This window comes from Janthinobacterium sp. JC611, assembly GCF_018682595.1.
Lineage (GTDB): Bacteria > Pseudomonadota > Gammaproteobacteria > Burkholderiales > Burkholderiaceae_D > Janthinobacterium.
Genome location: NZ_JAFLJN010000015.1, coordinates 100,941 through 118,290, shown reverse-complemented (window position 1 = coordinate 118,290; position 17,350 = coordinate 100,941). Strand labels below are relative to the sequence as shown.

Sequence of the window (17,350 nt, the reverse complement as noted above, 5' to 3'; positions counted from 1 at the left end):
GTTCAGGGCAAGGCGCGCGGTCGCAGACAGTGCGAATAGCACGGCAAGACCAAGCAACGCAGCCATGGACGTTTTCTCAGGTGCTCTTAGGTTCCAGTGGGAAACGGATCTTGTAGTGCAAGCCCATCCCCGGCGCACTGACCACCTTCACCGTGCCGCCCAGCGGCCCCGTCACCAGGTTATACAGGATATGCGCGCCCAGGCCGCTGCCGCCGGAACCGCGCTTGGTGGTGAAAAACGGGTCGAACAGCTGGCCCAGGGTGGCGCTGTCCATGCCCATGCCATCATCGCTGTAGTCAAGTTCCAGCATCTCGCCGGCCGTCCGGGCGGACAGCTTGATCTTGCCCGGCTCGCCTTCGACAAAGCCGTGCACCAGTGAATTGACCACCATGTTCGTGACGATCTGCGAGACGGCGCCCGGATAGCTGCGCAGCTGCACCTCGGGCGCGCAATCGATGTCCACCCTGACCGGCTTGCCCTTGAGCTTGGGCTGCAGCGACAGCAGGATTTCATCGAGGTATTTGCGCAAGTTAAAGCTGCGCAATTCGTCCGACGACTGGTCCACGGCCACCTGCTTGAAGCTGCGCACCAGCGCCGCGGCGCGCTGGGTATTCGTCGTCATGATGCGCAGGGTCTGATCGATGATGTCGAAGAATTGCCGCAAGCCGTCTTCATCGAGCTGGCCGCCTTCCAGGTCTTCGCGCGTGAGCTTCAATTCCTGCACCAGGTGGCTGGTGGCCGTCACGCAAATGCCCAGCGGCGTATTGATTTCATGCGCCACGCCCGCCACCAGGCGCCCCAGCGAAGCCAGCTTTTCCTGGCGTACCAGTTCCGACTGCGCTTCCTGCAAGGCGTTCAGGGCGCTGTTCAGGGCCGCGTTCTGCTCTTCCAGCGCTTCCTTGGCCTGGCGCATGGCGCTGTCGGCCTGGATGCGGGCCATCGCCACAGCCACGTGGCTGGCCATGAAGGCCAGCACGTCCAGTTCCGCCTGACCATATACGACGGAGCTGTCGTAGCTTTGCACGATGATCACGCCATATTTCCGCTCGCCCAGCAGCATGGGCGCGCCCATCCAGCTGGCGATGCTGGTATTGCCCAGCGGCTCTTCCATCTCGCCGCTGGCCACCAGCGCCGCATAGCTGCCGGCATCAAGCAGGCAGGCTTGCCGGCGCGCCAGCACGTAGGAACTCATGCCGATGCCGTAATGAAAGCGTTTTACGGGCGCCTGCGCATCCTTCTCGTCGACGAAATATGGGATCGTGATGTCCTTGTTGTCCGGATGGTACAGGGCGATGAGGAAATTCTTTGCCGTCACCAGCTCGCTGATGATGGCGTGCAGGCGCGCGTACAAGGTCGTCGCGTCGGCCGCCTGCGCCGACAGGTTGGCGATTTCATACAACGCATGCTGCAGGTTTTCCGCGCGGCGCCGCTCGGCCACCTCGTGCGCCAGCAGGGCCGTGCGCTCCTGCACCGCCTTTTCCAGCCGGTCCATGCTTTGCATGCCTTGCAGGGCGCTCGACACGTGCGTGGCGATCAGCGCGAACAGGGCCTGGTCTTCCAGGCTGAAGCGGTGCTGCGCGTCGTAGCTCTGGATGACGATGGCGCCCAGCACCTGGTGCTGCTGGTCCAGCAGCGGGCAGCCGATCCAGTGCTCGGCCGCCGTGCCGCCGCCCCAGGCGCCGCCGTCGATGGCGCGCATGGCGTCGTCGTCGGCCGTCATCACCAGCTGCTTGCGGTTGACGATGACCCACGCCGTGGGCGACTGCGCGGCGCTGGCCAGGCGCACGCCTTCATCCGGGTCGGGCGCGGCGTCGAATTCGTCGACAAAATAGGGAAAGCGCACGAGGCCGTCGTCATGGTCGCTGAGCGCCACATAAAAGTTCGCCGCATACATGATGCGCCCCAGCGCCGCATGCACCGCCCGCAGGAATTCACTGATATCGCTGCAGGTGCTCGAGCGCTGCCCGATTTCCAGCAACACGGTTTGAACGGCTTCCAGGCGGCTGAGGCGGCTTTCCATGGGTGGCTATGTACCTTGTGCAAGTATATGTTCTGAAAATCAATATTATCAGTTCAGCCCGGCCTTGGCACGGCATAAAACGGACAATCTTGCCTTAATGCATAGCCACACACGCCACGCGCGCATTTGCCACCTTGGCGATACAGTGGCAGACTAGGCCCCTTCCTTCAGACCAGACCGTCCTCATGACTGCCACGCTACGCGCCTCGCTTCGTCCCTACACCCTCGCCGGCCTGCTGGCCTTTGCCGCGCTGGGCATGCCGCCCCTGTGCGCCGCGCCAGCCAAGGCGCCGGCGGCGGAAACGGCCGATGGCGGGCGCTACTTCGGCCCCCTCGTCGCGGGCAAGATGCACGGCCAGGGCCGGCTCGAATATGCGAGCGGCGCGTTCTACGAAGGGGGCTTCGCGCGCGGCGTGTTTTCCGGCCAGGGCAAGCTGCGCCAGGCTTCGGGCGTCGAATACACGGGCGCCTTCCGCCAGGGCGCCTTCGATGGCGTCGGCCGCTACACCTCGCCCAAGGGCGAAATCTATGCGGGCAGCTTCGTCAAGGGCAGCTTCGAGGGACAAGGCCGCTTCCAGGGCGCCGACGGCGCCACCTTCGAAGGCCAGTTCAAGCACTGGCGCCCGCATGGCGCCGGCAAGCTGACCGATACGGACGGCACCGTCTTCAAAGGCGACTTCGTCCAGGGCCAGGTGCAGGGCAAGGCCAGCGTCACCACCAGCGACGGCATCCACTACGAAGGCGAGCTGAAGGACTGGAAATTCGAGGGCCAGGGCGTGCTGCGCACGGCCGATGGCGACGAATACCGGGGCGGCTTCAAGAATGGCCAGTTCGACGGCCAGGGCGTGCTGCGCTATGCCGTGGCGCAAGCGGACGGCCGGCGCGAAGACAGCGGCAACTGGACGGAAGGCCAGCTGGACGACCCGGCCTTGGATAAGCTCACGCGCGACAATATCGAGCTGGCCCTGTACAACCAGCGCACCTTGCTCGACGGCGCCCTGGCCCGCATCGCGCCGCGCGACGCGGCGAAAAAGATCAACCTGTACCTGCTGGGCGTGGCCGGCGATGGCGCGCAGGAAGTGTTTCACCGCGAAACGGCGTTCGTGCAGCGCCAGTTCGACCGCGATTACGGCACCGTGGGCCGCTCCCTGATGCTCGTCAACAGCCGCAACACGGTGGCGCAGCAGCCGATGGCCACGCGCACCAGCATCGCCGCCAGCCTCGAGGCGCTGGGCGCGAAGATGGACAAGCAAAACGACATCCTGTTTTTATTCCTTACCAGCCACGGCTCGCCCGAGCACGAACTGGCGCTGGCGCAAAACGGCATGGACCTGCACAGCCTGCCCGCGCAAGAGCTGGCCACCATGCTCAAGCACAGCGGCATCCGCTGGAAGGTCATCGTGATCTCGGCCTGCTACGCGGGCGGCTTCATTGCGCCGCTGAAAGATGACCATACCCTCATCATCACGGCCGCGCGCAGCGACCGCACCTCGTTCGGCTGCGACGACCAGAACGATTTTACCTATTTCAGCGAAGCGTATTTCAAGGAAGCCCTGCCGAAGAGCGCGGGCTTTGCCGAAGCGTTCGAGCAAGCCAAGGTGCTGGTGCAGGCGCGCGAGGCGGCCGATTTCCGCGAAGGCGGCATGGAGGCGGAAGAGCATTCCGAGCCGCAACTGTTCCAGGGCAAAGCCATCGCCGCGCAACTGAAGGCGTGGCGCGCCCAGCCACGTTAAGCGCTTCTTTCTGTACAATAGCCGTCACCATGCGCCGATTCTTCCTCATTTTGCTGCTGTTCGTGCTTCCGCTCCAGATGTCCTGGGCAGCGGCGAGCGCGTATTGCCTGCACGAGGAAGGCAAGGCGGCGCAGCACCTGGGCCACCACAGCCACCAGCACAAGGCCGATGCGGACAAAAAACCGGTCGCCGACAAAAAAGCTGAGCAGCAGAAAAAAGGCCAGCCGCACGGCGACTGCAACGTCTGCCACGGCATCGGCCATGCATGGCTGCCGGCCGGCTCCAGCCAGCCAGTCGGCGACATGGCGTCCGTCAATGCGGACACCGCCCCCTTCTTTTACGCTTCCCACATTCCGGACGCTCCCAAGCGCCCCGACTGGTCGTCGGCCATCTAGGCCGACGGGACGTCCCATTCCACTTGTCGCAACACGCGCCCTGACATAGCTCGGGCGCCAGCTTGCGCGTCCCGTCGAATTCTTTTCCATGCTTTTGGAGAATTCGATGCACCGATTCATCTTGTTACTTTCCGCTGGCCTGCTGGCCGGCAACTTTGCCCACGCGCAATCTAACGTGGAAGCCGCTGCACCGCTGACCCTGCCCGCCGCGCTGGCCCTGGCCGAAGGCGGCAACGCCGCCCTGTCGGCCGCCCGCCATGAATTGGCGGCGCAAGGCGGCGCCCTGCAACAGGCGCGCGCCCTGCCCAACCCGGAACTGCAAACCGTGCTGGAAGACACGCGGCGCGCCACGCGCAGCACCACCGTGCAACTCAACCAGCTCATTGAGCTGGGCGGCAAGCGGGGGGCGCGCGCCGCCGTCGCCCAACGCGGCGCCGACCTGGCGCAGGCGGGCCTGTCCCTGCAGCAGGCGGAAACCCGCGCCGCCGTGACGTCCGCCTTCGTCGACGTGCTGGCGGCGCAGGAAGGCTTGCGCCTGGCCGACAGCGCGCAGGCGCTGGCCGCGCGCGCCAGCGACATCACGGCGCGCCGGGTGACGGCCGGCAAGGCGTCCCCGGTCGAGGAAACCCGCGCCAGGGTGGCCGAGGCAAGCGTGCGGCTGGAGCTGAACCTGGCGCGCAGCGCCCTGACTGGCGCGCGCAAGCGCCTGGCCGCCCTGTGGGGCAACGCCACGCCCCGCTTTACCCTCGCCGAGGGACGCCTGGAAACCTTGCCCGAGCTGCCGCCAGCCAGCGAACTGGCGGCGCGCATGGCCCAGGCGCCGGCCGTGCGCCAGGCGCACAGCGCGCTGGCGCAGCGGCAAGCCATGCTGGACGTGGAACAGCGGCGCGCCACGCCCGACGTGACGCTCAGCATCGGCATGAAACGCTCGGAAGAGCTGGGCCGCAACCAGGCCATCCTCGGCCTGGCCGTGCCGCTGCCGCTGTTCGACCGCAATGCGGGCAACAAGCTCGACGCCCTGCGCCGCAGCGACAAGGCCAGCGACGAGCTGGCCGCCGCCCGCATCGATGTGCAGACGAAGGTTGCCGCCGCCAGCGAACGCCTGGCCACGGCCCGGCTCGACGTGGAAAGCTTGCGCCAGGACATCTTGCCCGGCGCCCAGAGCGCCTACGACGCGGCCAGCAAGGGCTTCGAGTTCGGCAAGTTCGCCTTCCTCGACGTGCTCGATGCCCAGCGCACCTTGCTGCAAGCCAAAAACCAATACCTGCGCGCGCTGACGGAAGCGCAGCACGCCGCCGCCGACATCGAGCGCCTGCTGGGCACACCAGCTCCCCTGTAAGGAAGACCCGACATGAACATCACACTCAACAAGAAACAAACGCTCGCCATCGCGGCCATCGCGGCCGCCGGCATCGTGCTGGCCATCCTCATCCTCGGCACGGGCAATTCCAAGACCCCGCCACCCGCCGCCGCCAAGGCGGAAGCACATGCCGAAAAGAAAGACGAACATGGCCATGAAGCAGTGGAAGGCAAGCTGGAATTGAGCGCCGCGCAAAGCCGCGCGGCCGGCGTCGTCATCGCCACGGCCGCGCCCGGCCGTATCAAGACGACGGTGGCCCTGCCCGGCGAAATCCGTTTCAACGAAGACCGCACGGCCCACGTCGTGCCGCGCCTGGCCGGCGTGGTGGAAGCCGTGCACGCCGACCTGGGCCAGCTGGTCAAGAAGGGACAAGTGCTGGCCGTCATCGCCAGCACGGAATTGTCGGAACAGCGCAGCGCCCTGCTGTCGGCGCAGCGGCGGCTGTCCCTGGCCCGCTCCACGTATGAGCGCGAAGACAAACTGTGGCGCGAGAAGATTTCGGCCGAGCAGGATTATCTGCAGGCGCAGCAAGCGTGGCGCGAGGCGGAAATCGCCGTGCAGAACGCGCAGCAAAAGCTCAGCGCGCTGGGCGCCAACGCCACCAGCAAGGGCCCGCTGAACCGCTACGACATCCGCGCGCCGTTCGACGGCATGGTGCTGGAAAAACACATCACCCTGGGCGAAGCCGTCAAGGAAGACGCGAACATCTTCGTCATTTCCGACCTGTCGACCGTGTGGGCGGAAATCGCCGTGCCGGCGAAAGACCTGGCCACCGTGCGCATGGGAGGCAAGGCGGAGGTGAAAGCGTCCGCATTCGATGCCAGCGCGCAAGGCACGATCACCTACGTGGGCGCGCTGCTGGGCGAGCAGACGCGCACGGCCAAGGCACGCATCAGCTTGCAGAATCCCGACATGGCCTGGCGCCCGGGCCTGTTCGTCACGGTGGAAGTGGTGTCCGGCGAAGCGGACGCGCCCGTCACCGTGCACAGCACGGCCATCCAGACGGTGGAAGACAAGCCCGTCGTCTTCGTGCAGGTGAAAGATGGCTACCAGGCCACGCCCGTGGTGCCGGGCCGCAGCGATGGCAGCTTGACGCAGATCAAGCATGGCCTGGCCGCCGGCACGCCGTACGCGGCGCAAGGCAGTTTTGTGCTGAAGTCCGAGCTGGGCAAGGACTCCGCCGGCCACGAACACTGATCACGTCAAAGCCAAGGAAACCATCATGTTTGAACGCTTGATCCGCTTCGCCATCGACCAGCGCTGGCTGGTTCTGCTGGCCGTCGCTGCCATGGCCGGCCTGGGCATCTACAGCTATCAAAAGCTGCCCATCGACGCCGTGCCCGACATCACCAATGTACAGGTGCAAATCAATACCCAGTCCGCCGGCTATTCGCCGCTGGAAACCGAGCAAAGGGTCACCTTCCCCATCGAGACGGCCATGGCCGGCTTGCCCAACCTGGAGCAGACGCGCTCGCTGTCGCGCTATGGCCTGTCGCAGGTGACCGTGATCTTCAAGGATGGCACGGACATCTATTTTGCGCGCCAGATGATCAACGAGCGCTTGCAGGAAGCGAAGGAAAGTCTGCCGTCCGGCATCACGCCGAAGATGGGCCCGGTTTCCACGGGCCTCGGTGAAATCTACCTGTGGACGGTGGAAACACAGGACGGCGCGACAAAGCCGGACGGCACGCCGTACACGCCGACGGACTTGCGCGAAATCCAGGACTGGATCATCAAGCCGCAGTTGCGCAACGTCACGGGCGTGACGGAAATCAATGCCATCGGCGGCTACGCCAAGCAATACCAGGTGGCGCCCTACCCGGAAAAACTGGCCGCCTACGGCATCAGCCTGCAAGACGTGGTGACGGCGCTCGAGCGCAACAACGGCAACGTGGGCGCCGGCTACATCGAAAAGCAGGGCGAGCAGCTGCTGATACGCGCGCCGGTCCAGGTGGCCTCGAAAAGCGACATCGGCAACATCGTCGTCGCCAATGTGCAGGGCGTGGCCATCCGCATCCGCGACGTGGCCGACGTGGTGCTGGGGCGCGAACTGCGCACGGGCGCGGCCACGGAAAACGGCCGCGAAGTGGTGCTCGGCACGGTGTTCATGCTGATCGGCCAGAACAGCCGCGCCGTGTCGCAAGCCGTCGATAAAAAAATGCTGGAGATTAACCGCAGCCTGCCGAAGGGCGTGCACGCCGTCACCGTGTATGACCGCACGGTGCTGGTCGACAAGGCCATCAATACGGTGAAGAAAAACCTGTTGGAAGGCGCCGTCCTGGTGATCGCGATTTTGTTCCTGTTCCTCGGCAATATCCGCGCGGCCGTCATCACGGCCATGGTGATACCACTGGCCATGCTGTTCACGTTTACGGGCATGGTGCAATACCATGTGAGCGCCAACCTGATGAGTTTGGGGGCGCTGGACTTCGGCATCATCATCGATGGCGCCGTGGTGATCGTGGAAAACTGCGTGCGCCGCCTGGCCCATGCGCAGCAAAAGCTGGGACGGCCGCTGACCCTGCAGGAACGTTTTCAGGAAGTGTTTGCGGCATCGCAAGAGGCGCGCCGCCCCTTGCTGTATGGCCAGCTGATCATCATGGTCGTGTACCTGCCCATCTTCGCCCTCACCGGCGTGGAAGGCCGCATGTTTACGCCGATGGCCCTGACGGTGGTGATCGCCCTGCTGGGCGCCATGCTGCTGTCGATCACCTTCATTCCGGCCGCCGTGGCGCTGTTTATCGGCGACAAGGTGGCGGAGAAGGAAAACGCCATCATGCGCGCCGCCAAGCGCTGCTATGCGCCGCTGCTGGACCAGGTGATGCGCAACACGCCCGTCGTGCTGACGGGCGCGGCGGTGGCTGTCGTGCTGTCGGGCTTGCTGGCCACGCGCATGGGCAGCGAATTCGTGCCCAGCCTGAACGAGGGCGACATCGCCATCCAGGCCCTGCGCATCCCTGGCACCAGCCTGACGCAATCGCTGGCCATGCAGCAGCAGCTGGAACGCAAGCTGATGGCAAACCACAAGGAAATCGCGCGCGTGTTCGCCCGCACGGGAACGGCCGAGATCGCGTCGGACCCCATGCCGCCGAACATTTCCGACGGCTACATCATGCTGAAACCCCGCGACGAATGGCCGGACCCGAAAAAGTCGCGCGAGCAATTGCTGGCGGAAATCGAAGCGACGGCCACCAGCCTGCCGGGCAATAACTACGAGTTTTCGCAACCGATCCAGCTGCGCTTCAATGAACTGATTTCCGGCGTGCGCAGCGACGTGGCCGTAAAACTGTTCGGCGACGACATGCTTGTCCTCGACGGCACGGCGGCGAAGATCGCCGGCGTGCTGGGCAAGATTCCGGGCGCCACGGAAGTGAAAGTCGAGCAGACCACGGGCCTGCCCATGCTGACGGTGCAGATCGACCGCGAGCAGACGGCGCGCTACGGCCTCAATATCGCCGACGTGCAAGCGGCGATCGCCACGGCCATCGGCGGGCAGGCGGCGGGCACCCTGTTCCAGGGCGACCGCCGCTTCGACATCGTCGTGCGCCTGCCCGACAGCCTGCGCAGCGACCTGGAGCAACTCAAACGCCTGCCCATCGCCCTGCCCCTGGGCGCGGCGGCAGAAGGCCGCGCGCGCTTCATCCCGCTCGGCGAAGTGGCCAGCCTGCACGTGGCGCCGGGGCCGAACCAGATCAGCCGCGAAGACGGCAAGCGCCGCATCGTCGTCAGCGCCAACGTGCGCGGGCGCGACATCGGTTCGTTCGTGGCCGACGCCGCGCAGCAGTTGCAAACGCAGGTGGCCATTCCGCCCGGCTACTGGACCAGCTGGGGCGGCCAGTTCGAGCAGCTGCAGTCGGCCACGCAACGCCTGGAGCTGGTGGTGCCGGTGGCGCTGGCCCTCGTGTTTGTATTGCTGTTCGCCATGTTCGGCAACGTGAAGGATGGCTTGCTCGTGTTCAGCGGCATCCCGTTCGCCTTGACGGGCGGCATCGTCGCCCTGTGGCTGCGCGACATTCCCATGTCGATCTCGGCGGCCGTCGGCTTCATCGCCCTGTCCGGCGTGGCCGTGCTGAACGGCCTGGTGATGATCGCCTACATCCGCCAGCTGCGCGAACAGGGCATGCCCTTGCAGGAAGCGATACGGGCAGGGGCGATCACGCGCCTGCGGCCCGTCTTGATGACGGCGCTGGTGGCGTCCTTGGGTTTCGTGCCGATGGCGATCGCCACGGGCACGGGCGCCGAAGTGCAGCGTCCGCTGGCCACCGTGGTGATCGGGGGCATCCTGTCGTCGACGGCCTTGACCCTGCTGGTGCTGCCGCTGCTGTACCGGCTGGCGTACCGCAAGGAAGAAGAGGTGGAAATGCACACCGCGCCCGAAGGCGCGGCGGTGTAGTCATGGAGCCAGGCGTAGCAAAATCGTAGCGAGCGGCTCCGAGGCTCGGCGCCCCCTTGTGGCTGAGAAGCGCAGCTGTACTCAAGTACAGCGAGCATCGGAGGCCGCAAAGCGTGCCGCGCAGTAGATTTTGCTAGCCTGGACGGCGGTAGCCGCCTTCGATCCAGTTCGCGGCCGACGTGGCGTTGAACTTGAAGGCGGCCGAGGTGCGCACCTTGGCGATCTGTTCGCCGTCGACGTCGTAGGCGCTCAGTTCCGCGTACGGGTGGTCTTCGTCGGGCACGATGTCGAACATCACCTTGACCTGCCCCTCGTCGGTGGCGACGAACAGGTTCTTGTGCAATTGCGCATGCAGCTGCTGCTCGTGGCGGCGCAGCACTTCCGAGGCCGTCTTGACCAGCGTGTTGAAGGCGTTGACGTCGAGCGGCTTCGGGTTTTTCTTGTCGCGGCCCATGGTCCACGGGCCCACCAGCGCCGGCTCCGGTTCGCCATCCTTGATCATGGCCACGGCCCAGCCTTCATCTTCCTCGTTCTTGATCACCCGCGCCGTCCAGCCATTGCCTACCCACAGGCGCGGCTCCTGGATCGGGGCGTCATTGTCCTGCTCGGCTGCTTCGTCGGAAAAGTCGGGGAAATCGGTACTCATGGCGGTGCTCGTGATGGAAGGTCGGGGCTAACATGATAGACGAAATCAGCCTCCCGTGCCGCCTTGCCGGCGGCATGGCGGCACGTCCAGCACTTCCGTCCGGCACCTGCGCCCCGGCGGCTGTCAGCACATGGACATGGCAGGCCGGTTGGGCCAGGTCAGCGGTGGACCGGGCGGTACCCAGCGCGGGTCGATGGCCGGCAGCGGCGCATGGTAATTGAACGGGGTGATGATGATCGGCGGTATCGCCGATGGCGCGCCGACGGGCTCGGCGCAGGACTGCGTGGCGCTACGCTGGCGCGTGATGCGATGGTCGCGGGGGGATAGCGATTGATCCCCGGTATCTGCAAACACAAGCATGTTGCCCTCCTTGCGAGACTGAGGTAGTCAGTATAGGACGGCTTGCGCACATTACAAGAAAAGAAATCTTGTTCCAGGTCAGCGTTTTCTTGGCCTCCAGCGCCTTCCATACCGTGAAAATGACGGCCTGTCGCATGCCGCTGGCGGCGAGCCGGGCACGCCCCTACAGTGTGACCATGCAACACCCGATTCCCCACACACCGAGGCTTACCATGAAAAAACTGCTCACCTTCGTCCTCATCGTCATGCTCGCCTGCCTGTTCCTCGACAAGATCAGCGGCAGCGACATGCACATGCAATTCCACGGCGACGATGTCGACGGTCCGCTGGAGTGGCTGTTCGGCCTGGTGTTTGCCGGCGGCGGCTTGCTGGTCGCCGCCATTGCGCTGGTGTGCGCCGCCGTCGTGACGGGAGTCGTCCTGGCCGGCGTGGGCGTGGTGCTGATCGCCGTGGTGGCCTTCTGCGTGGTGCTGGCGCTGGCCTTGAGCACGCCCGTGCTGCTGCCGCTGCTGATTCCCGTCGCCATCATGTGGCTGATCGTCAGCCGCAACCGCAAGCAGGCGCAAGCGCGTCAGCACAGCCTGTAATCACTGCGCCATGAACTTGCTGAGCACGCGGTCGCCGCCGCCATCATTCTGTTCGATGCGGTTGCGTCCGCCCCGCTTGGCCCGGTACAGCGCCTCGTCGGCGCGCGCCAGCACGGCGTCGCAATCGGCGTCGGTGCCGGCCATGGCGGCCATGCCGATGCTCACCGTGATGGTAATCACAATGCCGCCATCGGTGGTCAGTGCACTTTCCGCCACGCGCCTGCGCAGCCGTTCGGCAAACACGGCCGCAGCGGCCAGGTCCGTGCCCGGCAACAAGATGGCGAATTCCTCGCCGCCCACGCGGCCCGGCACGTCGACCTTGCGCAGCGCCTGGCACATCAGCGCACCCAGGTGGCGCAGCACGGCATCGCCCACGGCGTGGCCATACTCGTCATTGACGCGCTTGAAGTGATCGATGTCGAGCATCAGCACGCTGGCGTAGCTGGCCAGTTCGCGCTGCAAGCGGGCATGCTCGTTTTCCAGCGACGCCATGAAGTGGCGCCGGTTCGGCAAGCCGGTGAGGAAATCCGTGGTGGCCAGCTGCAGCAGTTCTGCATTCATGCGCTTGCGCTCGGTGATATCGAGCGAGGACACCATGACGAAGTCCAGGCTGTCCGCATGGCCGGGCATCACCAGCAAGCTCAATTCATTTTGCCGCGCCGCACCGTCGAGACGCACGAAGCTGCTTTCGCACTCATACAGGTGGGCGCCGCCAGCCAGCGCCAGCAGCGCATCGCCGAAACGGTGCAAGGCGCTGTCGTCGAAATTCTGCGCCAGGCCCAGCGCGCCGCGGCGCTGGTCGTCCTCGTTGGCGCGCACCTGCGCCAGCGCGGCGCCGTTCGCATCGATGATGCGCACCAGCCCCGCCAGCCGCTGCAGCGCGTCCGGATTGGCCTGGAAGTGGGCGCCCAGGTCGCGCACGCCCGCTTGCTCGAGAGCGTCTAGCGCGGCGCGCACGGCCGACCAGTCCTGTTCCCACAGGGCCACGGGCGCATGGTCGTACAGGCTGCGGAAGCGCGCTTCGCCGGCGCGCAGGGCCAGCGCCACCTGCGCCTGTTCGATGGCCATGCCGGCCAGGTGCGCCGCCTCGCTCAGCCGCGCCAGGTGCGCCGCGCTCGGCAAGGTGGGCTGGCGGTGATACGCCATCAGCACCCCGAGGAGCTTGCCCGAGCCGCCACGCACGGGCTCGGCCCAGCACGATTGCAGCTGGGCCCGGCACGCCAGTTCCATCGTCCCCTGCGCATCCGCATGCAGGTCGCCCACGATCACGCGCTGGCCGTCGCGCACGGCTTGCGCGGCGATGCCATGCACGCCCTGCAGGGTATCGAGGTCATGGCCATGGCTGGACAGGTTGAAAAACGCGGGCAAGCCCGGCGCCGCGCCCAGCACCAGGCGGTGGCGGCTTTCATCGAGCAGCAAGATGCTGCACAGCATGGCGGGATGGTCGGCCTGCACGCTCAGCACCACGCTTTCCAGCACCCGTTCCAGCGGCGCGCCCGTGGCCAGCATTTCCAGCACTTGGCGCCGCGTGTGCTCGCGCCGCTCCATCTGGCTGCGCTCGCTGATATCGCGGAAAGTCCACAAGCGCGCCTCTTCATTGCCCAGCTGCATGCTGCGCACATATTGCTCGACCACCCGTCCATCGCGCAGGAGCAGCACGTCGCGCCGCTCGCGGTGGCCATGCGGCGCGTGGACGCGTGCCCCGAGGAAGGGCGCCGCCTGCTCCAGCTGGCTTTCCACATGGCGCACCAGCGCCGCGCCATCGGCTTGCCAGTCGAGCGCGTCGGGCACTTGCCACAGGTCGCGGAAGCGCCGGTTCGACATAAAGATGCGGCCATCGACGTTATCGACCAGAATGCCGTCGATGGTCGAATCGAGGATGCTGCGCAGCATGGCCTGGCTGCGCTGCGCCGCTTCGGCCATCGCCAGCACGCTCGCCTGCCCCTGCTCCAGCTGAGCGGTCAGCTGGCTCGAACGGGCCAGCGCCGCTTGGGCGCGGGCGCGGCTCGCCGCCAGCAGCCAGGCCGCCAGCGCCAGCACGATGCTGGCCAGCAAACCGGTCCAGGCCACCAGGCGGGGCCGCGCCAGCAGTTCGCCGTCAAAGCCCGGCATGGCGCGCACGCGCACGCTCCAGGAGCGGCCGGCGATGGTGATCGCTTGCCGCGACAGCAGGCTGTTCGAGGCCGCAGCGGACAAGCCCCCCGGCAAGCTGTCGTACATCAGGGCCGCCCCGGCCAGTTGCGCGCCGTCATAAATTTCCAGGTCCAGCTGGCGCGCGCCCTCGCCGCCCACGCCCGCCATCAGCTCGCCCATGCGGAAGGTCGCAAGGACCCAGGCGCGCAGGGCGGCGCGCCGCTGTTCCACAGTGCCACGCGGCAAGCCATTCTCATACACGGGCAGCACGACCAGGAAGCCATGCGTCTGCGCGTTGCCGCCATCTTGCACCAGGTGGATCTTGCCCGTCATGGCGGCCTGGTCCGTGTCGCGCGCCTGTTCGAGCGCGGCGCGGCGCACGGGTTCGGACGCGATGTCGTAACCGAAGGCCAGCAGGTTGCTATCGTTTAAAGGTTCCAGATAGGTGACCGGTGCATGCCAGGCGCGCAGGCCGGAAGGACGCACGGCATAGCCGGGATAGCCTTCCGCGCGCACGCCGGCCTCGTGCCGCGCCAGGGCGGCGCCGGGCACCAGTGGCAGGTAGCCGATGCCATGGATGCCGGGAAAGTGGCGGTCCACCTGCTGCACCGCCAGATAGGCATGGAATTCGCGGCGCGTAACTTCCTGCGAACTGGCATACAGTCCCTGCACCCCGTGCAGCACCTGGATATAGGTCTGCATGCGGCCGACGATGTTGCCCACCAGTTCGCGCACGCGGAAATCGAAATCGGCCTGCACCTGCTGTTCGATGGCATCGTGGGCATTGCGCCAGGCGCCATACGTCAATCCCAGGCACAGCGCCAGCACCAGCGCGGCCAGCACGCGCGGCCCCACCCAGTGCGACACTGGCCGGACAAACCACGACGAAGACGCGCGTGTAAACATGACAGGCAGGCAGACAGACAAAACGGACATCGAACCGCCACACGGCCAGCAACATGGCTGGCGGCGGGCTGTACGACTACCATTGGTAGTCGATGAGAATGATAGTACGTTACGGCGGGCGCCCTTGCAATGCCGATTATTGTATTAAAAAAATCACATATTTCGTCAGTGCAATGATACGTACTCCAGGAAAATTCGATGCCGTGAAAACTATCCGCGGCGGCTGGTATGATCGCCCGCAATCCACCGCGCAGGAGTCGCATTTGCAGCAGGATAGCTGGCAGGGAACACTCTGGCTGGCGCCGGACTTCGCCATCTTGCATGGCGCGGCAGGCGCCACGGATAGCCACGCCCATTACGCGCACCAGCTGATGCTGAGCACGGGGGCGCCCTTCACGGCCGAGCTCGACGGCATCGTCCACACGGCGCGGCACTTGCTGGTCGACAGCCTGCGCCCGCACGCCATCCTGAGCGCGCCAGCGCCCCTGCTGACGATCTATGCGGAACCGCAGCGGCTGGGCGGGGCGGCACTGCTGGCGGCGGCCGGCAGCGCAGGCGCACCTGCGCTGGACAAGCTCGCCGCCGCGCTGCAGGCCCAGCCGCGCCAGCAGCTGGCCGATCCCCGCTTGCTGCGGGCGCTGGACCAGGTCGACGCCCTGCTGTCGGGCAAGGTCAGCGCGGCGGCCGTGGCCGAGGGCTGAGCCAGCTGGAGCGCCTGTTCAGCGCCCAGCTGGGCCTGCCCGTGCGGCGACTGGTGCTGTGGCGCCGCTTGCGCCTGGCCATCCGTTTGATTGTGCTCGGCAGCACCCTGACGCAGGCGGCCCACGGCGCCGGCTTTGCCGATGCCGCGCATTTTTCGCGCACCATGCGCAGCCTGTTCGGCGTGCGCGCCGACCGCAGCTTGCGCCGGCTCGACGTCAAGCTGCTCGATTGATGGCTTTACGCAAGTCCGCCGGCAATGCGGGCGCGCGCACGCCCTCTTCCGCGCGTAACGGTTCGATCAGTTGCGGCAGGTAGGCCACCGGGTAGTCGGGTCGGCTGCCGATGCCCAGGTCCTCGCCCCGCATGCGGTAGCCCGGCGCGTCGACGGCGGTGCCCAGCAAGCGATCCCAGCAGGTAAAGAACAGGCCGAAATTCACGTCGCCGGCCGTGCCGTATTTCATGTGGTGAAAACGGTGCAGGGGCGCCCAGGCAAACACGTGACGCAGCGGCCCCATGCGCATATCGACATTCGCGTGCTGCAGCAACAGCTGGATCGCCACGGCAAACGCCAGCACGGCCATGACTGGCTCCGGGATACCCAGCAGCAGCAAGGGCAGCATGCCGCCCGCCGCTTCCAGCAGCAGGTGCAAAGGGTGTTTCATCCAGCCATTCAAACCATACAGGCGCCGCACGCTGTGGTGCACGGCATGCAGTTTCCATAGCCAATAAGAACGGTGGCTCAGGTAATGCACGAGCGTGATGCCGCAATCGGCGATGACGATCGCCAGCGGCAGCTGCACCCAGAACGGCAGCTGGACCGGCCAGAACGGCCCCAGCGCCAGGTGTCCGGCCAGCAAGGGGAAGGCGGCCAGGCCCAGCAGGTGCAGCGCCTCGTTGACGAGCGCATGCACGACGTCGCGCCCGCCGTCGCCGTGCCCGTCGTTCCACGCGCCGTCATACGGCAGATAGCGTTCGGCAAGCAAGGAAGTGAACAGGGCCAGCAGCAGCAAGGGCGGCAAGACCCAGAGAGAAGCGTGGCACGCGGCGATCAGGCAACTGGCGGCGCCGATGAAGCCGGCCCAGAACACGGGGCCGTACAGCGCGGCAAAGAGGGATTTCATGGCAAGACGCTCCTGTGGCAAAAACCACAGCATGGCTGGTCTCTCCGCCGCGCCGCTTGAAGAAACGGCGCAAACTGCTTATTTCTGGGCCTTGCGCGCGGCATATTGCCGGTAGCCGTTGGCGCGCAGGGCGCAGGCCGGGCAAGTGCCGCAGCCATAACCCCAGTCGTGCAGCTCGCCCCGCTCGCCCAGGTAGCACGTATGCGTGCCGCTGCGGATCAGGTCGACCAGCGGCTGGCCGCCCAGGTCTTCCGCCAGGTCCCAGCTTTGCGCCTTGTCCAGCCACATCAGCGGCGTTTCCAGCTTCAAGCGCGTGTCCATGCCCAGGTTCAGGGCCACTTGCAGCGCCTTCATCGTGTCGTCGCGGCAATCCGGGTAACCGGAGAAATCCGTCTCGCACATGCCGCCGACGAGCACCGTCAAGCCGCGGCGGTAGGCCACGGTGGCGGCCACCGTCATGAACAGCAAGTTACGTCCAGGCACGAAGGTGTTCGGCAAGCCGTTTTCCTGCATGACGATCTCGACGTTCTGCGTCATGGCCGTGTCGGAAATGGCGGAAATCAAGGACAGGTCGATCATGTGGTCCTGGCCCAGGCGGCTGTCCCACTCGGGCGACTGCTGGCGCATCTGTTCCAGCACGCCGGGACGCACGCTCAGCTCGATCGCATGGCGCTGGCCATAGTCGAAGCCAATCGTTTCCACGCGGCTATAGTGCTTGAGGGCCCAGGCCAGGCAGGTGGTGGAATCTTGTCCACCGCTAAAGAGCACCAGTGCGGAGTCCGTTGCTAGCATAATTTCCTTCTTTTCAGTTTGATTCTGTTCCGGGTGCGCGGGGAAACAGGATTCCCATTGCAAAAAATACTTATTCGTCCGCCATCAGTTTACCTATTCCGGTAACATGCAGTCAGCATTTACTCATCTGGAGCACCATGTTTTCTGCACGACCCATACGGCATACGGCTGCCGGCAAGGCGATACGACCACGGATTTTGGC

Annotated in this window: 14 protein-coding genes; 8 read left to right on the top strand and 6 right to left on the bottom strand. The window is 65.8% G+C overall.

The annotated features are described in order from the left end of the window. Positions 1-76: 76 nt before the first annotated feature. Positions 77-2,020 carry a GAF domain-containing sensor histidine kinase gene (locus J0O65_RS11510; RefSeq protein WP_215406853.1) on the bottom strand — a complete coding sequence of 648 codons (1,944 nt, stop codon included), beginning with the start codon at positions 2,018-2,020 and terminating at the stop codon, positions 77-79. 185 nt (positions 2,021-2,205) lie between these two features. Here J0O65_RS11510 and J0O65_RS11505 point away from each other — a divergent pair, with 185 nt between their 5' ends. From J0O65_RS11505 to J0O65_RS11485, 5 genes are all read left to right on the top strand, one after another. Next, on the top strand, positions 2,206-3,753 hold the full coding sequence (locus J0O65_RS11505) for a C13 family peptidase (protein WP_215406852.1): 1,548 nt from the start codon (positions 2,206-2,208) through the stop codon (positions 3,751-3,753). Positions 3,754-3,782: 29 nt separating this feature from the next. Continuing rightward, entirely contained in the window at positions 3,783-4,148 is a 366-nt protein-coding gene (czcI, locus tag J0O65_RS11500) for a cation efflux protein, CzcI family (RefSeq protein ID WP_215406851.1), read from the top strand. Positions 4,149-4,254: 106 nt separating this feature from the next. Then, on the top strand, positions 4,255-5,487 hold the full coding sequence (locus J0O65_RS11495; protein WP_215406850.1) for a TolC family protein: 1,233 nt from the start codon (positions 4,255-4,257) through the stop codon (positions 5,485-5,487). A 12-nt stretch (positions 5,488-5,499) separates the two neighbouring features. Continuing rightward, on the top strand, positions 5,500-6,705 hold the full coding sequence (locus J0O65_RS11490; RefSeq protein ID WP_215406849.1) for an efflux RND transporter periplasmic adaptor subunit: 1,206 nt from the start codon (positions 5,500-5,502) through the stop codon (positions 6,703-6,705). A gap of 25 nt (positions 6,706-6,730) precedes the next feature. Next, the gene (locus J0O65_RS11485) at positions 6,731-9,901 is read left to right on the top strand and encodes an efflux RND transporter permease subunit (protein WP_215406848.1); all 3,171 of its coding nucleotides are present in this window, start codon (positions 6,731-6,733) and stop codon (positions 9,899-9,901) included. A gap of 133 nt (positions 9,902-10,034) precedes the next feature. On the opposite strand, the gene J0O65_RS11480 is transcribed toward J0O65_RS11485, so the two are convergent. Continuing rightward, a complete protein-coding gene (locus J0O65_RS11480; RefSeq protein ID WP_215406847.1) occupies positions 10,035-10,547 on the bottom strand; it encodes a hypothetical protein in 513 nt (170 codons plus the stop codon). 123 nt (positions 10,548-10,670) lie between these two features. Continuing rightward, complete coding sequence (locus J0O65_RS11475; RefSeq protein ID WP_215406846.1) at positions 10,671-10,907, bottom strand: hypothetical protein; 237 nt, start codon at positions 10,905-10,907, stop codon at positions 10,671-10,673. A gap of 212 nt (positions 10,908-11,119) precedes the next feature. On the opposite strand from J0O65_RS11475, the gene J0O65_RS11470 reads away from it, so the two are divergent. Continuing rightward, positions 11,120-11,494 carry a hypothetical protein gene (locus J0O65_RS11470; RefSeq protein WP_215406844.1) on the top strand — a complete coding sequence of 125 codons (375 nt, stop codon included), beginning with the start codon at positions 11,120-11,122 and terminating at the stop codon, positions 11,492-11,494. Here the strand turns inward: J0O65_RS11470 and J0O65_RS11465 are convergent, their stop codons facing one another. Then, the gene (locus J0O65_RS11465; protein ID WP_251373674.1) at positions 11,495-14,533 is read right to left on the bottom strand and encodes a sensor domain-containing diguanylate cyclase; all 3,039 of its coding nucleotides are present in this window, start codon (positions 14,531-14,533) and stop codon (positions 11,495-11,497) included. Positions 14,534-14,736: 203 nt separating this feature from the next. On the opposite strand from J0O65_RS11465, the gene J0O65_RS11460 reads away from it, so the two are divergent. After that, complete coding sequence (locus tag J0O65_RS11460) at positions 14,737-15,234, top strand: hypothetical protein (RefSeq protein WP_215406842.1); 498 nt, start codon at positions 14,737-14,739, stop codon at positions 15,232-15,234. Next, the gene (locus tag J0O65_RS11455) at positions 15,231-15,467 is read left to right on the top strand and encodes a helix-turn-helix domain-containing protein (RefSeq protein WP_215406975.1); all 237 of its coding nucleotides are present in this window, start codon (positions 15,231-15,233) and stop codon (positions 15,465-15,467) included. The genes J0O65_RS11460 and J0O65_RS11455 overlap by 4 nt, the downstream gene beginning before the upstream one ends. On the opposite strand, the gene J0O65_RS11450 is transcribed toward J0O65_RS11455, so the two are convergent. Both J0O65_RS11450 and queC read right to left on the bottom strand, forming a co-directional pair. After that, entirely contained in the window at positions 15,451-16,356 is a 906-nt protein-coding gene (locus J0O65_RS11450; protein WP_215406840.1) for a sterol desaturase family protein, read from the bottom strand. The two genes, J0O65_RS11455 and J0O65_RS11450, sit on opposite strands and share 17 nt — an antisense overlap. A 78-nt stretch (positions 16,357-16,434) precedes the next feature. After that, positions 16,435-17,148 carry a 7-cyano-7-deazaguanine synthase QueC gene (gene queC / locus J0O65_RS11445; protein WP_215406838.1) on the bottom strand — a complete coding sequence of 238 codons (714 nt, stop codon included), beginning with the start codon at positions 17,146-17,148 and terminating at the stop codon, positions 16,435-16,437. Between the last annotated feature and the right edge of the window lie 202 nt (positions 17,149-17,350).

What these genes read in the sequence shown, in the direction of transcription:
- J0O65_RS11475 (WP_215406846.1), bottom strand. Translation starts at nt 10,907, where the DNA reads ATGCTTGTGTTTGCAGATACCGGGGATCAATCGCTATCCCCCCGCGAC.
- queC (WP_215406838.1), bottom strand. Translation starts at nt 17,148, where the DNA reads ATGCTAGCAACGGACTCCGCACTGGTGCTCTTTAGCGGTGGACAAGAT.
- J0O65_RS11490 (WP_215406849.1), top strand. Translation starts at nt 5,500, where the DNA reads ATGAACATCACACTCAACAAGAAACAAACGCTCGCCATCGCGGCCATC.
- J0O65_RS11465 (WP_251373674.1), bottom strand. Translation starts at nt 14,533, where the DNA reads ATGTTTACACGCGCGTCTTCGTCGTGGTTTGTCCGGCCAGTGTCGCAC.
- J0O65_RS11510 (WP_215406853.1), bottom strand. Translation starts at nt 2,020, where the DNA reads ATGGAAAGCCGCCTCAGCCGCCTGGAAGCCGTTCAAACCGTGTTGCTG.
- J0O65_RS11470 (WP_215406844.1), top strand. Translation starts at nt 11,120, where the DNA reads ATGAAAAAACTGCTCACCTTCGTCCTCATCGTCATGCTCGCCTGCCTG.
- J0O65_RS11450 (WP_215406840.1), bottom strand. Translation starts at nt 16,356, where the DNA reads ATGAAATCCCTCTTTGCCGCGCTGTACGGCCCCGTGTTCTGGGCCGGC.
- J0O65_RS11505 (WP_215406852.1), top strand. Translation starts at nt 2,206, where the DNA reads ATGACTGCCACGCTACGCGCCTCGCTTCGTCCCTACACCCTCGCCGGC.
- J0O65_RS11485 (WP_215406848.1), top strand. Translation starts at nt 6,731, where the DNA reads ATGTTTGAACGCTTGATCCGCTTCGCCATCGACCAGCGCTGGCTGGTT.
- J0O65_RS11480 (WP_215406847.1), bottom strand. Translation starts at nt 10,547, where the DNA reads ATGAGTACCGATTTCCCCGACTTTTCCGACGAAGCAGCCGAGCAGGAC.
- J0O65_RS11495 (WP_215406850.1), top strand. Translation starts at nt 4,255, where the DNA reads ATGCACCGATTCATCTTGTTACTTTCCGCTGGCCTGCTGGCCGGCAAC.
- czcI (WP_215406851.1), top strand. Translation starts at nt 3,783, where the DNA reads ATGCGCCGATTCTTCCTCATTTTGCTGCTGTTCGTGCTTCCGCTCCAG.